At 36.1% G+C, this 21,555-nt stretch carries 11 protein-coding genes; 1 reads left to right on the top strand and 10 read right to left on the bottom strand.

All coding sequences use genetic code 11. The features are described 5' to 3' along the window. Positions 1–46: 46 nt before the first annotated feature. Entirely contained in the window at positions 47–3,259 is a 3,213-nt protein-coding gene (locus tag AC13CC_RS06465) for a hypothetical protein (RefSeq protein ID WP_482877399.1), read from the bottom strand. A 430-nt stretch (positions 3,260–3,689) separates the two neighbouring features. Here AC13CC_RS06465 and AC13CC_RS06460 point away from each other — a divergent pair, with 430 nt between their 5' ends. Further along, positions 3,690–4,940, top strand: coding sequence for a site-specific integrase (locus AC13CC_RS06460; RefSeq protein ID WP_482877397.1), 1,251 nt, complete (start codon positions 3,690–3,692; stop codon positions 4,938–4,940). Between the two features lie 512 nt (positions 4,941–5,452). On the opposite strand, the gene AC13CC_RS06455 is transcribed toward AC13CC_RS06460, so the two are convergent. The 9 genes from AC13CC_RS06455 to AC13CC_RS06415 form a co-directional block, all read right to left on the bottom strand. Further along, positions 5,453–5,671 carry a hypothetical protein gene (locus tag AC13CC_RS06455; protein ID WP_482877395.1) on the bottom strand — a complete coding sequence of 73 codons (219 nt, stop codon included), beginning with the start codon at positions 5,669–5,671 and terminating at the stop codon, positions 5,453–5,455. A gap of 25 nt (positions 5,672–5,696) precedes the next feature. Continuing rightward, complete coding sequence (locus AC13CC_RS06450; protein WP_482877394.1) at positions 5,697–6,401, bottom strand: hypothetical protein; 705 nt, start codon at positions 6,399–6,401, stop codon at positions 5,697–5,699. Continuing rightward, the gene (locus AC13CC_RS06445) at positions 6,401–7,840 is read right to left on the bottom strand and encodes a PglZ domain-containing protein (protein WP_482877392.1); all 1,440 of its coding nucleotides are present in this window, start codon (positions 7,838–7,840) and stop codon (positions 6,401–6,403) included. The genes AC13CC_RS06450 and AC13CC_RS06445 overlap by 1 nt, the downstream gene beginning before the upstream one ends. Positions 7,841–7,845: 5 nt before the next feature. Then, a complete protein-coding gene (locus AC13CC_RS06440; protein WP_482877390.1) occupies positions 7,846–10,323 on the bottom strand; it encodes a DNA methyltransferase in 2,478 nt (825 codons plus the stop codon). Between the two features lie 9 nt (positions 10,324–10,332). Next, positions 10,333–14,559 (bottom strand): DUF6079 family protein, encoded by a 4,227-nt coding sequence (locus AC13CC_RS06435; RefSeq protein ID WP_482877388.1) that lies wholly within the window; start codon positions 14,557–14,559, stop codon positions 10,333–10,335. A gap of 3 nt (positions 14,560–14,562) precedes the next feature. Continuing rightward, positions 14,563–14,763 (bottom strand): helix-turn-helix transcriptional regulator, encoded by a 201-nt coding sequence (locus AC13CC_RS06430; RefSeq protein ID WP_482877386.1) that lies wholly within the window; start codon positions 14,761–14,763, stop codon positions 14,563–14,565. Between the two features lie 448 nt (positions 14,764–15,211). Further along, complete coding sequence (locus tag AC13CC_RS06425; RefSeq protein ID WP_482877384.1) at positions 15,212–18,490, bottom strand: sacsin N-terminal ATP-binding-like domain-containing protein; 3,279 nt, start codon at positions 18,488–18,490, stop codon at positions 15,212–15,214. A 512-nt stretch (positions 18,491–19,002) separates the two neighbouring features. Then, the gene (locus AC13CC_RS06420) at positions 19,003–20,301 is read right to left on the bottom strand and encodes an AbiH family protein (protein WP_482877382.1); all 1,299 of its coding nucleotides are present in this window, start codon (positions 20,299–20,301) and stop codon (positions 19,003–19,005) included. 564 nt (positions 20,302–20,865) lie between these two features. Next, on the bottom strand, positions 20,866–21,231 hold the full coding sequence (locus AC13CC_RS06415; protein ID WP_482877381.1) for a hypothetical protein: 366 nt from the start codon (positions 21,229–21,231) through the stop codon (positions 20,866–20,868). Positions 21,232–21,555: the final 324 nt, after the last annotated feature.

Here is a 21,555-nt window from a genome sequence, read left to right as displayed (position 1 = left end):
GTAGATTACTACTTAACTTTTTAAGTGTTCCATCGGAATGAGTCTCTTAGGATAAAAGAGATTCATTATCTATCCTTTTAAATACATCATCTACATTATAGTCGGGGGGCAAAGGTTTGAATTCTTTCTCCGCATGCGTTAAATCATAAGTCTTCCGTTGAAATTCTCTTATTTTGTCCAAATCAATTTCAGAAATAAGAATAGCATCATTTAATCCCCCTTTTAACCTTAATATATTTTGACGTGCTGATTCTACTGGTTGAGTCAATCGAGAATCTCCGAACTGGCTTGTGTTCACTTGTGCAATGTAACAATGTAGATCACGAGAACAAGACTCCACTATATTTGAAAAGTAATTGGTGTCTTTATTCCACTCAACACCGATTAATAAATCCAGTTTGCTTTTGAACAAGATCCTATGCCAAACATTTGCCAGTTCAAAGCAGTAGTAGGGGCAGAAATACAGATTCTCCCAATTAAAAAGGTCATACCTGTATTCTTTTGGCGATGCAACTTTTAGATGATTTCCCCTTATCAGAGATTCCTCGAGATGCGCATAATGATTTTTCAATCGAAAGATGACAACAGCATCCTTAACATTGTCTATCTCAAAAGGAAGAATCGTTACTATAAAATTGAACACAGTGTTCTTGATTTTGACGTGTTCAAGCCCTGTAATGGTCAGAACATGATTCTTCTCCGAATATTTAACCAAACTTGAAAGCAAGTTAATGGGGATGAAAAACTCTGGAAACAATAGGATATCACTCTCGTCAAGTCTTACCTTCTTCAAAATTTTGGCCAATTTATCGTATCGTGAGGAACTTATGTTTGGTGTTCCACGCATGCTTGCAATAATATTGCTTTCCTCTACTTTGGTATTTGCGAAGGCAATTTTGAATTTTTTTGACCCCTTTCGATCACTTCCGACGATAATCTCCTGTGTGTTTACAACCGGGCTATTCGTTTTTCGAATATTGTTCCTTTTATAAAAATTATTCTTGAAATCTTTTTCATCTAATTCATATGAAGGAATATGACTCTCGTTTATAATCTTGTACCTTATAAATGCATCATCTAAAAAAAAATGTTCGCTTTTCGATTTTTTATCATGGCTAATTCCAAAGATGTCAGTTTCAACCTTATTGTCGATTTCTATTTCCTTTTTACGGCCTTGGGCGCTAATGGATTCGAATGCTATCGACATACAGCATTCCCAAAACTTTACCCTGCGGGGCGATTCTTTCAGTAAACTTTTATCAAGCTTATAGGTTTTGAAATCAATTCCAATCTTTGTTAAATCCTTCAACATACCTTTTTTGGATGCTTCGGAATAAGTCAATAGAGGATGTATCACATAATGATGACGCATCATATTTGAATTACGAAATCTTCTAACCCAAAAGGAATCGGGACGTGTGGGTTCAAATCTACCAAACAGAAAGGACCAATTGCTTCTTTCTAAATGATTGAGTTTAAATTCAAAGTTTCGGGCAATCTCCTTTGTTTTTGTTAAAAAATCAAGGTTTAGTGAAAGTGATAATTCATGCGAAATATCCAAGTATTTTACAAGTGTATCCTGTATGTCTACTTCTTGAACCTTGGATACTTGGTTTCCAAGTTTTATTTTTTCGATTTCATCAAAACAATGCAAGAAGAATTCAACATAGTGCTTCGGTTTCTTATTGACAAGTAGCAAAGTTAAAATTCGCTCCCAAAGCCTGTAAAATGTAAGGCAGGTTTCACCCTTAAAAAAATTTACAATCTGATCGCATTCCTCATCGGAGAGATGGTTTTCATGTCGCAACGCACTAAATATTTTGTTTGAAAGAAATACAGTCAACCCAAACCTGTTTTCCTTGTAGTCCTTCAAGGTTCGAATTTTTCCTTCTGTGCCATCATAATAGAGATGATATGCACTTGACTTAAATGACAAGTCACTTTCATCTTCTTCAGGAAAATCTCTAAATTCACTGGTTCTTTCATCAAGTTCCTGTTTTAATCTATCGATTACAAGATGTGATTCTTTTGAATCAAAATAGTGAACCAAGGACTTTTCACTTTGGCAATTTAGTGAATCAAATAAGGTGAGCGTAAAAACATTCTCATGTCTTTCTTTTGACACACTAATTTTTTTGAGATCTATTATCGGATAAAAAATCTCAAGGATAAATTCCTCAATTTTAGAAGGGTTAAGATCTCTATATGAGGAGATATCAAAATTTAAAGCTTCATTGGGGTCATTAATTTTAAAACCCGGTTTTGGATCAGAAATAACAAATAACATATCATCTACATATCTACCATAATAGGCCGGCTTTATGAAATTTGTTGTCTTTTCATCAAATTCACCTAGATATGAGTTTGCAAGAACATATGACGAGACTAATCCAATGGGAAGAACACATTTGTTTAGTTCGCCATTGTGATCAACCATTTGGGAATGAAAATTATATGGGCTTTGATATTTCCCAGATAGTAATTCGGTATAGTTGTCATGAATCTTTAGAAATATTTCTTTGAGATTATAAAGCTCGTTCATGGGTTTGTACCGACGTCCATCAAATAATTCTGTTCGATCGATTCTGACACTGCTAAAATAATCTTTGATGTCCAAATTGATAAAGGCCACATTTTTCCCTTTTTTTATCAGGTTTTCTGCGATTTCTACAGCATCATCTCGCCATTTTTGGTATTGGGTAAAATATGGCTTGAACAATCCGGATCCTTGGACAATTTCCGTCTTGTCCTTATTCAGTAGTAAACGATTGCCTAAGCATTCATCTTTTAATTTTGCATCTAAACTGACTCCAAATTTCATTATCCATAGGACGGAAACAATATGCAATTCAAGCGGGGCACGAATGAAAGGGGTAACTCTCTCCACATTATATTCGTCCTTAATCTTGATATTTGTTATAAAATTTTTTTCTTCGGTTTCGGGCCTAATTTTTTTGGGATAAAAATTGATCCCTATCTTGGAAAGGAGTGAATCGAAAAATTCAGGATTCTCATGGAATGAATTCAATTCATGGGCTATTCGTTCGAATTTTTCTTCAATTGTAAATCTTGTCCTATACGAGAAAACGTCCTGTCCGATATTGTAGTGGGAGCTTGGATTTTTAAACAGGAAATCTTTTCCGATACTTGTTTCAAATTCGACCAGTTGTGACCTAAGTGGTAAGTCGGTATTGTCATAATATACATATGACTTTAATTTGATATAGGCATTCTTGATTTCCTCCTTGCTAAATTCCATGTTTTAATTTTTGTCAGCTTAAAATAAGAATTAAATGGTATACTTTTCAGTACAGAATTTATTGTATCTTTAAGTTATCATCAACACATAAAATTTGTGTTCAAAAGTTGTTTTGTGCTTTCCGTGTTCTAAACGGGAATACCTTCAGGATTGCAGGGTTAAAACAATGATTTTCAATACGATAAGATTTCGTCGATGATTCAGTCATCCCGACGAACCGCCATTTTGGCAGAAACAAAGCACTGTTAATTGTATGATTATCAGTGCTTTTCATTTTTTATGATTCCATCTGATATCATTTAAAACCAAGTTTTTGGTGTGCAATAAGGTGTGCACACTGGTACACAGATTGTTGTAGTTTTAGGTATGAACTATCGAGGTTAAAGGGCAGTCCGACCAATGACAATTGTTCAACTTAAAAGATTACAACATGCGGACAGACAGTACTTTAGGAATCAATTTCTTCGTCAGGAAAAAGCGCAATGACCCGAGCATATACGATATATATGTACGTGTAACGGTCAAAAAGGAGCGTGCAGAAATCAGTGTCAAACGGGACATTCCGGTGTGCAATTGGGATAAAATGCGGGGAAAAGCGTTCCCGACCAGCAGAACCATGGAAGATCTGAACGCATATCTCGATACCGTTTATGGGGAAATCCTCAATGTTCATAGGGAGTTGCACATGGAAAGGGCATTGATAACGGCAAAATTGATCAAGGCTAGGTATGTCGGGGAGGACGAAGTGAACCATACCCTTTTGGAACTTTTCGAATACCACAATACAAACATGGTCAATACCCTAAAGCCTGGGACCATGAAGAATTACTATTCCACAGAAAAATATTTAAAGAGCTATATCTCTACCAAACTAAAGACCAGTGATGTACCGCTCAGCGATCTAAAGCACAAGTTCATTTTGGATTTCGAAAACTATATCAGGACTTTCAAACCAAAGAAGAGCAGGAAGGCCTGTACCAACAATGGCACCATGAAGCATTTGGAACGCTTGATGAAGGTTGTGCGATTGGGGGTCAGGTTGGAATGGCTGGACAAAGATCCGTTTAGAAACTTCAAGCTGCGTTTTAACAAATTTGACCGAAACTATCTTACCCAAAGAGAGATCGATTTGATTGACGATACCACCTTCACGAGCATAGGTAGGGAAAGGGTAAAGGATGTCTTTCTTTTCAGTTGCTATACAGGACTCACCTTTATGGACATCAAGCTTCTCACCAAGGACAATATCAGCAAAGGTATCGACAGTAACTATTGGATTTATACCAAAAGGATAAAGACCAATGAACCTGTAAAGATACCCATGCTGCCCAAGGCTGTGGAGATCATGAAAAAATATGAAGGGGCACCAATGGAGGATAGCGGTCTGTTGCCGGTATATAGCAACCAAAAGACCAATGCCTATTTAAAGGAAATAGCAAAGGCCTGCGGGATATACAAGAACGTATCCTTTCACATGGCCCGACATACATTTGCGACAACCGTAACATTGTCCAATGGTGTCCCGATTGAAACGGTATCAAAAATGTTGGGACATAGTAAACTCTCAACTACCCAAATTTATGCAAGGGTCTTACAGGAGAAAATAGGGGAGGATATGCAGAAGGTAATGCAGATTTATTCCAAGAAATCAGTCCAAGACACCAAGAGTGGGGTTCAATAAGTTAAGCACTGATTCTAAAGAATTGATTATTTCCATTCCATACTAATGATGTCCCATTGGAATAGGACAATGTAAAGGGCCTAAAAACAAAGGGCTAGGAGACTTTTAAAAAAATCAATGGGATACCTCATGTCCCAAGAGATAGTCACTCCTAAAAATTTGAAAATTCATAGACTGCCCTAAAACGCTGGGGCCAACGGCTACAGGTCGTAGCGGTTTTCCACTTTTTGGAAAAGCGGTAGAGCAAGACGACAACACGCCAAGGCTGTGTTGTGTGCCTTAAATTTCTGATAAATTGAATGTTACGTTTTTTGCAGAGGAGATTTTTAGCACGCTAATGGGACAGTGGCCTCTTGGGGACACTGAAAACATTGGAATAACGCTAGGACATTTATCAATAAAAATTATTAGCTGTTTTATTCTTGCATATTGATTTTTTCTGTAATCTGCTGAATCAAAACCTAATAAAAACCTTAAAGAAACTTTGTCCTCAGGATTTGCAGTAAAATTCATCACTGAAAATGCTCTTTGAACATTTGCCTGTTCAATAATGGATTCTCGGAAATAAGTTTTTCTGGGATTTCTTTATTTAGCAATCTATTTCGTAAACGATAACCTATCTTTCTTCTTGGTGTTAAAATAAGAACGTCTGGTGGCTGTATAATACCTTTTGCCAACTCCTTAGCAACGAAATCAGTTATTCCAATTATTTCAGAATCCCAATCTGGCAATATGTGTTGCTGTTGAGCGTTGGCATTAATTCATCATTAAAAGTTCTCGATTATGTCCCTTGATATATTCCCAATCTTTTGCGTGAAAAGAGTGAGCTACTTCTGAAAGTGTTGGTGCGTTATAATAGGCAAGAATTGTCTTGTCAAACTCTCCAATATTGATTTGTTTGGTGTGGTTTACCACAGCGTAGAGCTTTAGAATATCTGCCACTTGTTCTTTGGAAATGGTGGCTTTATTTAATTGCTCATAGCTGGTTTTGGTAATTGGTTCAATAATGTGGAAGTCTGAAAGTGTTTTGAGAAACGCTCTGGTGGAACGCTTTACTATCTCGGAGTCTCCAAAGGATTCTGTCATTTTCTTTGTAAGTGCAGTAGAGCTAATTTCTTGCAAAGCATCAAAGATTTGGAAGTAGGTTTTGGTAAAGGATTTCAAAATATCATAGTGCATCATGAACATAGCCATGTAAATGGGCTTCATGTACTGAAAATCATGCTCCTTGGTTAGCCGTATAAGTATGTTGTCTTCAATGGTGGATTTACTTTCTTGGAGGCTGTAAATAAAGGTTCTGAACAGTACCGTTCTTGTTTTTCTTCTCCCGTCTTTTCCTGTTAATTCAGTGGCAATGTCATTGTAGGCTTCAAAGAATTCTTCGGGTTTCCTTCCCGGTTCTACCATGCGCAATGATTTATATATCCACTCGGGCTTCAGTGGTCTGTCGTATCCTAACATCAATTCAATTTTATAAAAGGAACTATCATCTCTTCTAAAGTGATGCCCCCGTGATTCACTTCAATTTTGTCTTTATATGTAAACATAGTTCTACCTTCTGGTAGGACCACTTTTTTATCGTTCTCGAATGGAATGTTGATTTGCTCCATATCCAATAGCTCGGAATTGTCTGCCTGAATGATGACTGCTCTTTTCGCAAAGCCATCTATCAGGTATTTCTCTATGCGTTTGCCATTGCCTTTGGCGACTATAGATCCATGATCTGAACAGAGGTAAATGGCATAGCCTTCTTCTTTGAGTAGCTGAATGTCTTGCTTGATACTGCTTTTCTGTAAGTAGTCTTTTGCCGCATTCAGGTAAGGTATTTTGTCCTCTACTCCCGGTGGAAACTGAACAGCATGTGCCAATTCATCAAAGAAATTGTAGAGAATAGAAACCACATCATAACCAAGCAGCTTGTCTGCGGTGATTGTATCACTCTCAGTTAAGTAGGTGGTGTGTTTTGGTTCAAAGTTGCTGGTTAACGCTTTGGCTTCTGCTGTTCTGCCCGGTGTTTTTTGGTTGTACACTTCACGATTGCCTTCATATATAGCCATGCGTGAAATGCTTGTTACCGAAGGTAACATGGCAAAAACAGCTTTCTCATCACTTGTCGATTCATCCAATACCAAATGGGCTTTGAGTAGGTTCCATTCTGTAAAGCCCATGCAGTCTAAACAGAGAATGGCAACTTTCTCGTGTTTGTTGGCTTTTAGGTGCGGAATGATTTTGTCTACTGATAAAGGGCATTTTGGTGTAGAAGCATAGAATACCTGCTCCATGCCATTTTGCACAAAAAAAGGTTTGCTCCACTGATCTACCTTCTCATAAACTTCTTGCTCAATGACTTTGCCCCTGGCGTAACTCAAGTAGCTGAGTTGACCTAATACCGCACTTGCTTCTGTTAAACCATTGATGCCCGGTTCTTCTCTGGTAAGTTGATTGAGCTGTTCCAACAAGGCATTGAACTGCTTCTCAGCTTGTAAGCGATTGGCTTTAGCCAAGAGCGTGTCAATATGGATTTGGTTGATTGGTTTGTGTCTATCTGTAAGATAAACCACTTCCAAAAGCTGAATGACTTGCTCCGTGTCGTATTGATTCAATGCCTTGTACGCATCCCCATTGATGGGCAGGTCTTTAAAGTGGAAGGATTTACACTCTCTATCGTTGCAGATGAATGCAGGTACTTTCTCTACAGTGGTCAGTATGATTTGTGGCTCAGTTTTATTGCTCAAAGGCAACATATCCGCTACGGTATGGCAAAGCTGAAAGCTGATGCCATGCTCTTGCAGGTAGCTTGTAAAGCTATCGTGCAGCAATACTCCTGTATGGTCTGATATTACCTTTGGTTGACCATTATCAAGGTTTAAAGCGGTATGTATTGCATCTTGCCACAACATAGAACTTAAGCTAAACCGTCTACCTGAATTTCTGCTGCTTCTACAAAGTCTGCTAACTCCCCATTATTCTCTAAAATGGAAGGATGCAGCTTGAATGCAATGGTAAGTATATCCTTAAAACGCTTGTCTTTGTAGCAACGCTCAAAGCCATAGGTAAGGGCTTCTTTCCGCACTTCCTTGATTTTCTTGCGTTCGGTTTGTGCCTGAATAAGGATGGTCTCAAACTCTTTCCAAAGGTGCTTCTGACGCTTCTCAGTGATTTGATTGTGTTCTTCTTCTGACTTAGGTCTGCGGTACAAGCCACCTTCAAACACAAAGTTTTCTTCTAATAAATCTCGAAGCTCAGGTACCTGGTCATCTTGAATATTGGCTAGCTGGTTAAATGCCACCGATACATCCGAGAAGCTCTTGGGTTGGCTTAAGAAGTTGTGCAACCATACCAATGCTGATTTCTCATCGGTTACAAAAAGGAATAAGCCACCTGATTTGATTTCTTCAATCTCATTGAGCTTGGCGTACTTTTTATACTCGATGTACGAATTGATTTGATCTGATGTAAACCAAAAACCATCTTCTTCTATGAAGTTGCTTTGCAATAAGGAATAAAAGGATTTGGCATCATAGCGTATTTCATAGCTCCGCTGAATATAGTAGGCTAGCATTTTTGAGTACAGCATCTTCTCTGTACGTTCTATTACAGGCCGATTTGGTTGATTTGATAGAAATTCTTCAACAAATGAAACTTCTAATCCTTCACCTGATTCTTTTAAAAACTGACTCTCAAAAGATTCGCTGGGTTTGAATGCAGATATTGCTAAATCACTTTTTACTGAACCGGTAGCAGTCATTTGGTTATAAGTACCTTGTTTTTTGTCCAAGATTGTTACTTGTGCTACGATGAAACCTGCCTTAGAAAGAGCTTCTTGAATGGAGTTCCAAACCGAAGATTTAGAATTGTGAAACTCTACAGTAATCCATCTCTTGGGTTTAAGTACTCGATAGTACTCCTTGAAGCCATTGAGCATTAGAACATTGTAATCATCAAGTTTTTTTGATTGTTGATTATTGATGATTGCTTCTGGATTATTGTTTGTTCTGACGCCAAGCCAACTTTCCCAAATAAAACTTAATTCGGAGTACATCAAATTGCCACCAAAAGGAGGGTCTGTAAAAATGTAATCTATTGAATTTGATGGTATGGTACTTAGGTCAGTAACAGAACTGACTTGAGTAATGACATTACCCGCCTTAAAATTCTTTTTTGAAGAGAATGCGTTTACAATGTCTTTTAGTTTTCCTTCAGCTAGAGTAAATATGTTCCTTTCAGCAAATACGCTAGGAATGAAAAGGGTATTTGGCATTGCTCCTGCCAAATTTATTTTTCCATTCTTCATTCCAATATTATGTAGTTTACTTCCTGTTTTGACTAGAAACGAGGTAAGCAGGAACTTTATGAAGTTTGGATATTTACTTTGATCTGCTAAAGAGAATATTGCACTTACGGCATGTAAGTTTCGACTTGTAAAATATTGATGGACATGACGATAATTGTGAGTACGAATTGGTTCTGTAGTCTTATCTCCGTCTGGTATGGCAGTTATAGGAAACCAAAATTCCACATCCCTATTATCAATATCTTCAATTTTATGTAGGTCTTCTTCCGTTGGTCGTTTTGATAATCTCTTCTTTTTGTAATTGTAATTAATCAATACTGGAACCTGCTTAGCGGTTTCAATGTCTTTTTCCAGTGCTCTGTCAAAATAGGTGTACTTGGCTCGGGAAGAGTTAGATTTACTGATTTCGGCCTTACAGTGAGGACAAGGAAAACTCCCTACAATAGAATTGTCGACAACAGCTTCGTCCCAAAAAACATATTCACCACCGCAAAAATTACATTCCAAAACATCACTCCAAATAATATAATTGATTTGACATTCGGTATTGTCGTCATGTTTAGTTGTATAATACCCTTTTAGTATAGACTTGGCCTTTTTTAGAACTTCTTGAGCTTCATTAAAGGCATCTAATATGTCAATGTCTGAACTAAGATTGTAACCTATAAAGCTACCTATTGGGGCAAGGTCAGACAAAATGGCCTTTCTGTTAGAGAATTGAGCGGCAACTCCTGTCATTCCTGAACCTGAGAAAGCATCGAGGACAATATCACCTTCATCAGTGTAGTGCTCTATGTAGTTCATTATTGCCTTGTATGGAACTTTCGTATGGTAAGTATGAGCCATGTATATTGGATCAGTTTTACCTTCACTCACATCAGCGACATAAGGTTCCCTGCTGTAATTGTCTGATGACTCTAAATATTCTGAACCATTAGCTTTAATGAAATCTTTTATAAAGGGATTTGGGCAAGGCGTATAATAAGGTAGATGCGAAAGTTTCAATATGGCTTCATCATTGCCAATGGGAAACCCTTCAACATTCTTAAGCTCTGTAAGCTTTTCTCTTAATTCTTCTTTGTAGTCCATGGGATAATCTTAGTCTTCAATTTTGAAGCGTACTTCTTTGCCTTTGTGGTCTTTCTCTAGCTCGTTGAAGAGGTTAAAAAAGGCTTGTTGTATTTTGCTTAGGGTTACTAATTCGTTTTTCTTGAATACTCGGTTTACCAAGTCTTGCTGTTTTAGGCTTACCACTTCAATATCTACAAAGAGCTTGTTGATGGAAGCAATCAAACTGCTATTGATGTCTGCCGGTAGCTCTTCTTTGGCAATGATTTGCTCAATGGTCTTTTTGTGCTCCGGTTGAATTTTTACCAATTCAAGCTGGTCCTTCTTTTTAATGACTTCCTGCACAATGGTCATTTCATATTCATCGGCAATGGTTTTCAGTGCAGCAGTTACACCTGCAGCTTCTTCTTTAATGGATGAATAGTCTCGTTCTTGCTTGAGGAAGTTGGAATTTACATCAAAAGGGATGTCGTATAGACTTTCCACGTCTATATCCTTGGCTCTAAGAGAAGTTAAGCCTGTCCATTTCTGTACCTTGCCATCTAACTTCTGCGGTACGTTGCATTGGGCACTTGCCAATATCTGTGCTCGCTTGAAGTTCGGGTTGGAGGTGAAAGTAAGTAAAGGTTTCCAATCTACTTTATCGCCAATGGTGTTGCGCAAGGCAGGATAGTAGAAGTCCTTCACATACTGGTCCTTGAAGCTGCTGATCTTTCCTTTAATGGGGAAACGTTCACTTAGATTGTTGAACTTCTTAAAATCCTTGACAATGGCTTTGGTATCGTTATGCAGCGTTTCGAGCTTCTCATATAACCCTTTGTCTTCTAGGTACTCTTTATTGTTCTCAATAATCGCAATGGCTTGCTCCATGTATTCTATGCCTTTGTGAGTGCTTTCAAAGTACTCGTGCAAGGCATCTTTCAAGTTGGACATTTCACCAAGCAGGCTGGATATATCACCCAACTTGCTTTCGTAGCTGCCAAGTGTATTGAATTTGGCGTGGTTGTTAATTTCTAAGCCTGCCCAATCAATGGCTTTTATTTCATCAAACTTGGCTTTTACGCTATCTACATTGAGGAAGCTGGTGTGCTTTGCTTCTAATTTTTGAATCTGGAAATCAAGTTCCTTAATATCCTTGGAAATCTCAGTTATCTTTTTCTTGTAATCAGCAAATGCATCGTTTCGGTGCTTCTCTTGAAGCATCATGTTGCCGTTTAGACCAAGTGCATTGAGTAGGTTTTGGGCAAAGTCATAGGATAGGTCGTCTTTCTTGGTAGTATAGATGATGTTCTCAAACATGTTGAGACTTCTAAACTTCTCTTTGATGTTGGAGATGTCCAACTCATCGCCACCACGGCCTTTCAAGGTAATCTTGCCCAATGCAGTGAGCACCACCAAGAAGAAATGAACCACTTGTGGTTCTAACCCGTAGGGCTTACCTGTAAACTGCTGAACAATCTCTTTTTCAATATCTACCACCTTGCCTTTTTTGGCGTTGATGATAGATTGAATTTGGCTTACCACTTTATTACCATTCAGCTCCGGGTCGCCATTGGCGTTTATCAGATTGAGTGCTGAAAGGAAGTTCTTAGCTCGTTGCGAAATGCTTCTGAAATTTCCATTGGTGGTTTCATCGGCTATCTGTGAAAGGGAATGCGTGATGTTGCCTGATGATAGGATTTCAGCATACTTAGGATGCTCAGGATATTCTTTGTTGAAGCATTCATCAAATACCTTCTTCTTGAGTTCTGAGACAACTTCCGAAAGGTTATTGTACTCTTTGCCAAGCGTTGATTTGATGCTGATTACATCTCCATTGATACTGGTAGTGGCGTAATTCTGAATCTGCTTTGTCAACTGGTATTTTACACCCGGTACGGTAATACCTTTTGGATCTCTGTAGCCATTGATGCTATCAGATAGTTTTCGAGACATTACACTAGATAAGATGTTCTTACTCATTAAAGAGCGAATGGCTACAATCCGCTTAATGCGTTCGATGCTCTCCTGGCTTCCAAACTTTATTTCAATATTCAGTTGGTTGGGTGCGAAGGTGGGTATTTTCTTTTTACTAAATGGCGATTGGAATACAATCACATAATCAGCAGCATCTACTTCTTCAACTTCTTCGCCCTTACGGTTGAAAATGATAAAGCCTTTGCGGAATGATTTTACCGATTGCCAAGTGGTTTCATCTTCAAAGATGTTGGGGATGTTCTTGTAATTGACAAGATCTAATATTTCCTTTAATTGGTCAAAAACTACATCTTCTTGCTTGTCTTCATTACCACCAACCGCATTGATTTCATTATCTATTCGCTCTTCAGGGTCTTGTCCGTCAATGGCAGGATCAAACTTAAAGTAATCATTTCCTGTTTGGTCATCCTTCACCACTTTCAAGTAGAAGCCATCTGTGGCTTCACGGACCTTCTTCACGATTTGAGCCACACGAACGTGAGCTTCAAAAGTATCGTTGGGGTGAATAATCAGGAGCTTCTGAGCCAATTCTTTGGCTGTTGCTCCGTTTTCTCCCTTGCTCCAAAGTGAATAGACAGCAAGCCCTTTGATAATCTTAAAAGCATCATCATGAAATTTGCGCTCCAAGTTGGCTACAATCTTCTCTTTTATGATGTTCACCACCTTTACCAAGTCATAGACCCCTTCAAGGTTCCGATTATTCGGATTGTTGGCAAGGATGTCGTAAATGCGGTCAAATGTGAAGAAGTAGGGGAAAGGTTTTGCCACTACATGCTTTAATTCACTTTGCGCAAATTGGATAATCCCCCTTTTCTCAAAGTATGGCAGCTCGTGGAAAAGATCTAATAAATCAGGCGTGAAAGGGAATAGGTCAATATACTCTTCCTGATTGTTGGCTACCGTTTCAATCTTCTTGATGAATGGCTTTAGCTCTGTTTCAATCTTGAGTTTCTGCTCTTTGCTCTTTGGTACAATTCTTTGAGAAATTACTTTTTTAACAGCTTCTCTTCGAATGATAATGTTTTGGAAACGCTGACTAATACGAGCTTCATCAGCTGCGATATTGGCTAACCTTGGGCTGGAATAGATGTCTTCCTGCATGGAGATGGCCAATATAATATCTTCATCCTGACACACCTGTGCTACTACACGCAAGAATTGAAAGTCTCTTTTAATCTTGTATTCTTCTTTCGCCTGTAAGAAGTCTGACACTTCATCTACCACTACCAAAAGCCCTTTGCTTGGGTCTTTCTCTTTTAGCAGTTGAATTATGTTGGATAAGTGTTCTTTGATGTCAAGCGTTACCCCATCATCATACATCGGAATCTCAATGTCATACTCTCTCTTTACCTGCTTTTCAAGTTCTCTAAAGAAGAAGTAAGCGAGGTCAACATTTACAGGTTGCAGCTCGAATTGGACTGTGAAGAAACTGCGGGAAATGGTTTCAGCTTCTTTGCGAACAGCATTGTTTTTAATGAGTGAGCGAAGCAAAGGATTGTTGATGATGCTCACCAAAAAGGCAATCAAGTGTGATTTACCACTCCCGTAGTTACCGATGATTTTAACTGCCTTGTGATTCGGCTTCTTAATGTTGTCAATGAAATCCTTGATTTGTGTTTCAAGTCCTTCTGAAATGATGTAGCTGGAGATGAGTTCCTTTTGTAGGTTATCATGTTTTAGGTCGGTATCAATATCAACCACATCTTTAATTTCTGTGTAGTTGAATAACTTTCCTATGGCTCCATCGGGTAACGTTTCTTGCGCTTGATACTGTCCGTCAGGTTCAGATAAGATGCTCGTATAGTTGTCTTCTACATCTTCAATCTTAGTAAGAAGAATATCGTTTATGTCCTTATCGTAGTACTCATCACTACCTACCTTGCCATAGGAAATACGGTTGCTGATTACCTTTTCATCTTCTAAAAACAACACACTTCCTTTATTCCTTGAGTTGTATTTGAATGCGCCTACCGGAGAGATTTTGGTGAAGGCGTCATGGTAAAGGATGCTTGCATTTAGTAGAATGAGTTTGTCGGGCTTATTTGAAAACCACTCTTTGATGTGTTGCCCTACATCGTGACTTGGTTCATCTTTGGCTTCAAGTTCTGCAAATATGGGTTGTAGTTCAGCACCCACGTCCACTTTGGTGTAGCCAATAGAGTCCAAGTAATTGATGATTTTTTCACGTTTTGCACTATTATTACCTACAACAGCCCACAATTTGAATCGAAGGCTGTTTGCGAGAGATAGGTATGTATCAATGTGTTTTGATTCCTTCATTGCCTATTTAATGTCTTTCTGTTCAATCAATAATTCTCGTACTTCAACTTCGAGAATTTTTGCTATTTCATAGAGTACTTCTAATCTTGGTTGTTGTCGGTTCTGCACGTATCCATTAACCATGTTGTAACTTTTTCCAATTTTCTCAGCCAACCAAGTTTGCTTAATTCCTTTTTCTTCAAGTACTTCCTTTATTCGGTTCATGTCCGTATAAATTTAAGTCGCTAAAATAACTCGAATAATTCGATTATCTCATTTTACAATATATATTTCGTTCGTTTCCTTATTAGTCTGTCCTTGCGAAGGCAAAAAAATAGGCACATTTGGTTTTTGACGACCCACAGGCCAATCGCAAAAAACCAAATGTGCCTATTTGTGCGTTGGCTCTTTCAGCATGTTGCACAACGGTCCAGTATAAGCGTAGTACGGGTTTCAAGGCATTTTACTTTCAATTTGCACTGATGTTTGTTAATATCTAATTTGTTCATTTTTAACACTTCATCCCGCATTACGTTTACATTGTTGGCATTTCGTTGTTTTCTTTTTCGTCAGTGCGTAGGGACAGGCATACTCTTTTGCAAGCTTTGGTTAAAGCGTGGATTTGTGCGGCTTGCAAATGTGTATGACTGTATAGGACTAGCTTCATTATCTCTTAAATATCTCTGATAACATGGATTAAATGACTTACTAAATAGTCAATTGACTTTCCTTGTTTTACAATTGATTGAGGAATTGTCCCGCGATAGTCTCCTGTCAACGATATTTCATTTTCAAAGTCTTTAACAGCTAGCACCCCTGTTAACAAAGGCTCAATTCTTCCACCAATATCACTTAGAACATTTATTCTATCAAGAATTATATTTAGGTCTGACACATTATACCTGTCAACTTCTCCAACTTTATAATCTGTCATATCAACGCAGCAAAGGGAATAATTTGATTGATTAATTACTGATTTCTTCATTTGTAAAGGACTCATAGTAATTGAATTCCTACTGTCCCAACGTGATTTGACTTCAATGAAATAGATAATGCTATTGTTGTATTCAACTATTATATCCTGTCCACTTTGCTGCTCACTTACTTCGACTTTAAAATCATTTAATTCAGTCCCTATTCTTTCTCTTATGAGTCTTTCTATGTGTGTTCCAATGGTGTGTTTAAAAACAAAATCTGCATTATTTCGATTTTCTTCTTCAATCGCAGCTTCACCTAATGCAATTAGTCTTTCTAAATCATTTCGTCTAGAAAGTTTACCCAATAATGCTATTTTGCTTCTATCCAAACCAATTATTGAAAACAAGTCATTTTTTGTTTCATTATCAGAAATTCTTGCCATCATTATAATAGCCTTTTTTTCTTCAATAGAGGGGAAGTATTTAGCCCATTTATCGTCATCGGATATTTTCTTTATTATCCATAAAATGTCTTTTTTATGTAGATGTTCATTTATTTGTGTTAAAGGCATTTCTTCCTGAAATACTTTTTCAATAGAGTCTCCAAGGCTCTTTGAGTATTTTGTTTCCCCATCTTTAATTGTACTACCAAACCCATCTAAAACTAAAATACTTCTGATTACTTTTGACGGTTTAACAATGTCATCATATAAATTTTTAAGTTCATCAGGAATACTACCATCCAATCTAAGTTCGCTCTGTTTACATAATTCGAAAAGTTGATTGGGGAATATTGGAAGAGTTTGAACAATGTCTTCATACTCATAGTAGTCATATATGACGAAAACAACTTTTTTTAGAAAGTCTTTGTTGTTTTCAATCCAATCTTGGTCTTTTTCATTCAATTCCCAAATGAAGTTTCTCAACAAACACTTGATTGGAGTTAACCAATCTATTTCCTGATTTACAATATTAGGAAGGTTCTTAAGAGTAGAGTCGATTTCATAATACTCACAAATCAAGTTAATTAGTTGTCCCCTAGTTCCTGTATTGTCTAAAGATGGAAATATCTTGCAATAATCAATAAGGGCATGTAAAATATCATTCTGTAGTAAGTTATCTTCTTTTATAGTCTTATTATATTCAGCAATTTGTGAATTAATCTCTTTTGAGAACTGTTTCCTGTCATAAGGCTCAAATGCTAGATTAAATTCAAAGCCTGTTTTAATATATCTTTTGGGAACATCGGGAATTATTACATCAGCAACTTTAATTAAAATCGCATCAATATTTAAAGTTTTATTTAACTGTGATTGGAGCCTAAATTCATCTTTAATATTGGGCAGGAGTTTGTATTGATTAAAAATTTCACCATATTCATATTCGATTAAGTATTCATAAAACAACTTCAAATTTGTTGGGTCAGCAAATGAATTAAGCGTACCGACTTCTTCAATCCTTTTTACAATGTCAACGATTTTTAAGAAGGATAAATCTTCTGTTTCCCATTTCATTACGTAATCAGTCCAACTTGCGGTTATGCATTTTCTTGGGATGTTTTTCCAATATAGGTTTACTATTGAATATATCGAGTCAAAATATTTCACATCAAGTAAAAGTTCATTACTAAAGAAAAAAGTGTTTTCAGGAGTAAGCCTATCACTTTCGGTTTCTACAATTTGAATTGTTTTAAATCTTTCAACCCAAGATTTTTTTAATTCGGTGAAGTACTCAGAAAGGTGTATATTTTGAATATGTGTGTTAAAATTAATATCGGCTAAGAATTTAGGGTCTTGAATTTTTAGGCAGTACTTTTGGGCAAAATCGCTTATAAGTTTAGAAGCCTTTTTTATTAGGAATCGGTTGTGTTCTTCCTTTTCTTTTACTTGTTCATTTTTACTCTTTAAATGGATTCCATCACGTGGTTCAGTGGGGGCAAATTGCTTTGAGTGTACCAAATAGTTAAATCCAAATTCTTCTGTTCCAATTAAAGGGTAGTAGAGAAATAGTTTTGAAAGTCCCTTATCAAAAACAAATGCTTTTTCCTTTTCAGAAAGTGGCAGAATTATTATTAAATCTTCTGGTTCAGAGTAAAGGGAGTAGATTTTTTTAACAGATTGGTTTATATAAATTTGATTAACTATTAAATCGTCATCATTTGTGGATTCTCCTTTTTGGTAAGTTGTTTCAACTCCATTTTTATCAAATACCTTCACTTGTTGAATTTTCTTATTAATCATCATTACGTAAGGCAGAATTAGGTTTAAGCTGTCAATAGCATTTTCAGCATTTAATTTTTCTAAATTGCTTACAGTCTGATAAGAAAATGTAGTATACTGATTGCATTCATGCTTTAGGTCTCCTTTTTCAACAAGGTCAAAAACTTTTTTTTGCTGTATTAACAATTTGTCTATTAACTCAGGGTCTGCATTTTGAGCAACTCTATCAATTTCAAAGTTTTCAATTGGTATGAAATAACCATCTTCTTTCAATGAGCCTGAAACCAAAATCTTTTTTCCGAAAGAATGTGTTGTGATAAACCCTGTCCCATATTGACCTACTTCATCTTCTTCATTTTGTGTGTTTTTTGAACTTACTTGCTTAATTAAGCAGCTCAGGGTATTTGTTGTAAATGGTTTACCATTATGTTTAAAGATTATGCAGTCGTCTTTTAGTTCAATTATTATTTGACAGTTTTCTGATAAGTCAATTGCATTTTGAAATAACTCCCAAATCGCTCTTTTTGCATGACTCTCTTCAAGTTTTTCAAAGGCTTGTATTAACTTATCTGCATGCTGTTTCATATCAGCACGTTTAGCTTCATCTTGAGCTCTTTGTCTAGATAACTCCCTGTTAATATTAATTTCGGTATTTGTTATTTCCATATTATTCTTTTTGTGCGTTTGCAAAAATTCAAGCTCTTTTGGATTTTTCTTTTTGGCTTTGTGTGGCGGCAAAAACCAAATGTGCTTGAATGTGCGGTCGGCTTTTACAATGAATGCCAACTTGTTTATATGCCAAACTTTATGGGGCATACACAACCAAAATGGTCGGCTATGCCCAATCTTTTATATTTAAAATAAAGCATAGTTTTAACTAGGCTATCAGTAAATTTGGGGGGATTGTGTTAAATGTAAGAATTTTCAATAAACTTAAAAATGTGGGATTCCGTAAAAGGTTAAATAATTCTATCATATAGATGATTTAGATTCCAATGTTGGATTGCTTTCTTTTTTGTTTTGCTTTGAAAAAGAAAAATGTAAAGCAAGAGGGTAACAGGCTAGCGCCATGTTACAGGTATAAGGTTTATTGCAAAAAATTCATTTTCAATTAATTATATAATTTTTGCAAATGATTTAATGAGAGATATTTGAAATTTTTCACGGAAAAGTACCGTCAGCCCAATAAAACCGACAAATTTTTCACGAAAAAATGCATGGACAAGGTTAATTATTGACCCATCAATCTATGTAAAAGACCGGCTTGAGATTATAGTTTTCAAGAAAACCTTCACTAAATCGGGGTATCCACATAGTAACTAACTTTTTCAATTTAGAGGTTCACAGTATGTTTTATTTACAACCCTATCTCTCATTAATGCCTTATCGTTAAAATTCCTAGAAATATTTTTTATTATATCACCAAAATTATCTTTTCCGTCTCCCTTATTGTGATAAAAAACTTTAATGGATGCGCAATTATCACTTTCAAAGATAGTGTTTAACAAAGTTCTATCTGTAGTCCCACAAGAATGACCCATTATCATAATTTGATAATTCCCACTATTAACAAATTCCAAAAGTCTTTTGTAATTATCAGTATCTAAATATCTTATAGATTTGATGTTCTCTAAATAATCGTTATTGTTCAGTCTCTCTATTTTTTTGTAGTCATCATCTAGTTCATCTCCAAAACCAAAAATTATAGGGTTTTTATCTTCTTTTCTGTTGCTTCCATGGATATGGATGAACTCAACTGTCTTTCCATTTCTCCATTCTGGCAATCTATCTGGTATATGATAATGAAGTTCGGTAAATGTGTAATTAAAATTCAAAAAAAGTGTATGATTAGGTATTAAATCGAAAAAAACTTGAGCATCTTGAGATAACATTAATTGTTTGAACTTTTCTTTGTCTGCATCTACTCCTATTGCCGATATGAGAGAGAATCTTTTTTCTGACAAATCAGTTCTATCTATTTGACCTTCCTTTAAAGCCTTTGCGTCTTTAACAAAATCAGTATATTCTAAGTCAATTTTTTGATTTAACGAACTCTCTGAAAAATCTCTTAAATTGAAATTAGAATATATTTTTCTCCCAATATTATGTCGAGTTCTTGGGAAATTTGCGTTTTTACTTTTATCAAATTCTAACTCTATTTTTACCAAATATTCTTCTAATAAGTTTTTTATTCTATCAAAATCCTTATTCAGTTTCTGAATAGTGTAATCTAATGCCCCTTGCTCATTGTCATTAAAAGATTTTTTAAGTAATTCATAATATTCGATTTCAATATCTACCCAATTCAGTTCTTTTTGTCTTTTTGTAAGTATTTCTAAAAACTTATTCTTGAATGAAAAATCAACATTTTGTGATTTTAAATTAGTTAATAAATCTTCAAAATTTGATGCGTCAATCTTTGTTGTCGGTCCCCATGGGCCATAAATTCCATCTACTTTAATTTCTTCATTTTCAAATGGAATTCCTTGGCTTGTAATATTATTTGCAGCCGCATTTTGCAATTGTGCAATTATATTTTTCCAGTAATCCTTAAAAAAATGATTATAGCTAGTTTTCATACCATGCGCCAAATCGAAACCATTTCCAATAAGTATTATTCTATTCATCAATTATCTCACTTGTTTTTGTTCAACTTATTGCCAATTTTTATAGGGAGGCTTACTTATTTGGCATAATATGCTTTAAGTCTATGCACAGATTTTTAAATTTTAAATAATAGCTTTAACTAAGTGGATTGCACATTTCTGGGGGATGAAGTTAAAAGTAAGGATTTTCAATAAATCGGAAAAAGTGAAATTCTGTAATGGTTTGATTTGAATTCCAAACTTGGATTGCTTTCGTTTTTGTTTTGCTTTGCAAAAAAAAGGGGTAAAGCAAGACGACAACACGCTAAGGCGTTGTTATTTTTGTTAATAGTCTAATAGATAGAAGGATATGTTTTTTAAGAGGGAGTTTTTAGAAAGTCATTGGGACAGTGTGCTCTCAGAGATACTGAAAACCTTGAGAATTCACTGGGACAGTTCTAGCCGGACTAAACCGAATCTAAATAATTTAGACCGTATTTGGCAGTAAGGTATTATCAATATCCTTTCTTAAAGAAGATTTCCTAATTGCCCCTTATTTTACTCTTCAAATTTACATTTGAAATCTCTTCCGATTTTTAAAGATGGTTACACAGAAAATAACGTACTTAATCTCTTTTTAATTTCTGAGGTGAGATCTTTGTAACCTTGCTCATTTGGATGATACAACAAGGCTCTATGATGTCCTAAATCCGAAGGAACATCATTTATGGATTGTGTAATTGGGACAACTGTTTTTCCTAAGGTGTGTGCGATTCCAACTTCATAGAATACATTCGGATTTTTACCTGTAAAATCCGCTACAACAACTCTTGATGTAAAGATTAATTCAAAAATATCCTGAATAAATGTTGGATTTTCCCAAATGTCATCTGCTTTAGCACAATTAAGATTCAGGTTGTCACAGGCCTCTTTTACTGAATTAAACGTGTCCTGAAGCTTAAAAGGGAGCATTACGGTTACAAGCTTGTCATTTTGAGGCTTAATTGGAATATCAAAAACTTGAGGTGAAAATGTAATTATCCGTTTAGGTGTTTCAGTATGAGCAGTTGAAACAAAGTCTGAAACTTCTGTCCTTCCGAGCTTATTCGAGATATAAGATTTGATTTCATTAAAATTGTCATTGTCTTTCTTTACTGGATATTCCGAGGAAAGTTTACCACTGTTCCGCTCTAAAGTTTACCAGTAAATTCCTGACGTAAGTTTACCAGTTTCACCTACTTTTTTCCACCGCGGGAACGGTTATAAAAATCAATTATACAACATTATTTTCTTTTA

Source organism: Flagellimonas sp. L-11 (assembly GCF_056857735.1).
This window is presented reverse-complemented; position numbering and strand designations above follow the sequence as displayed.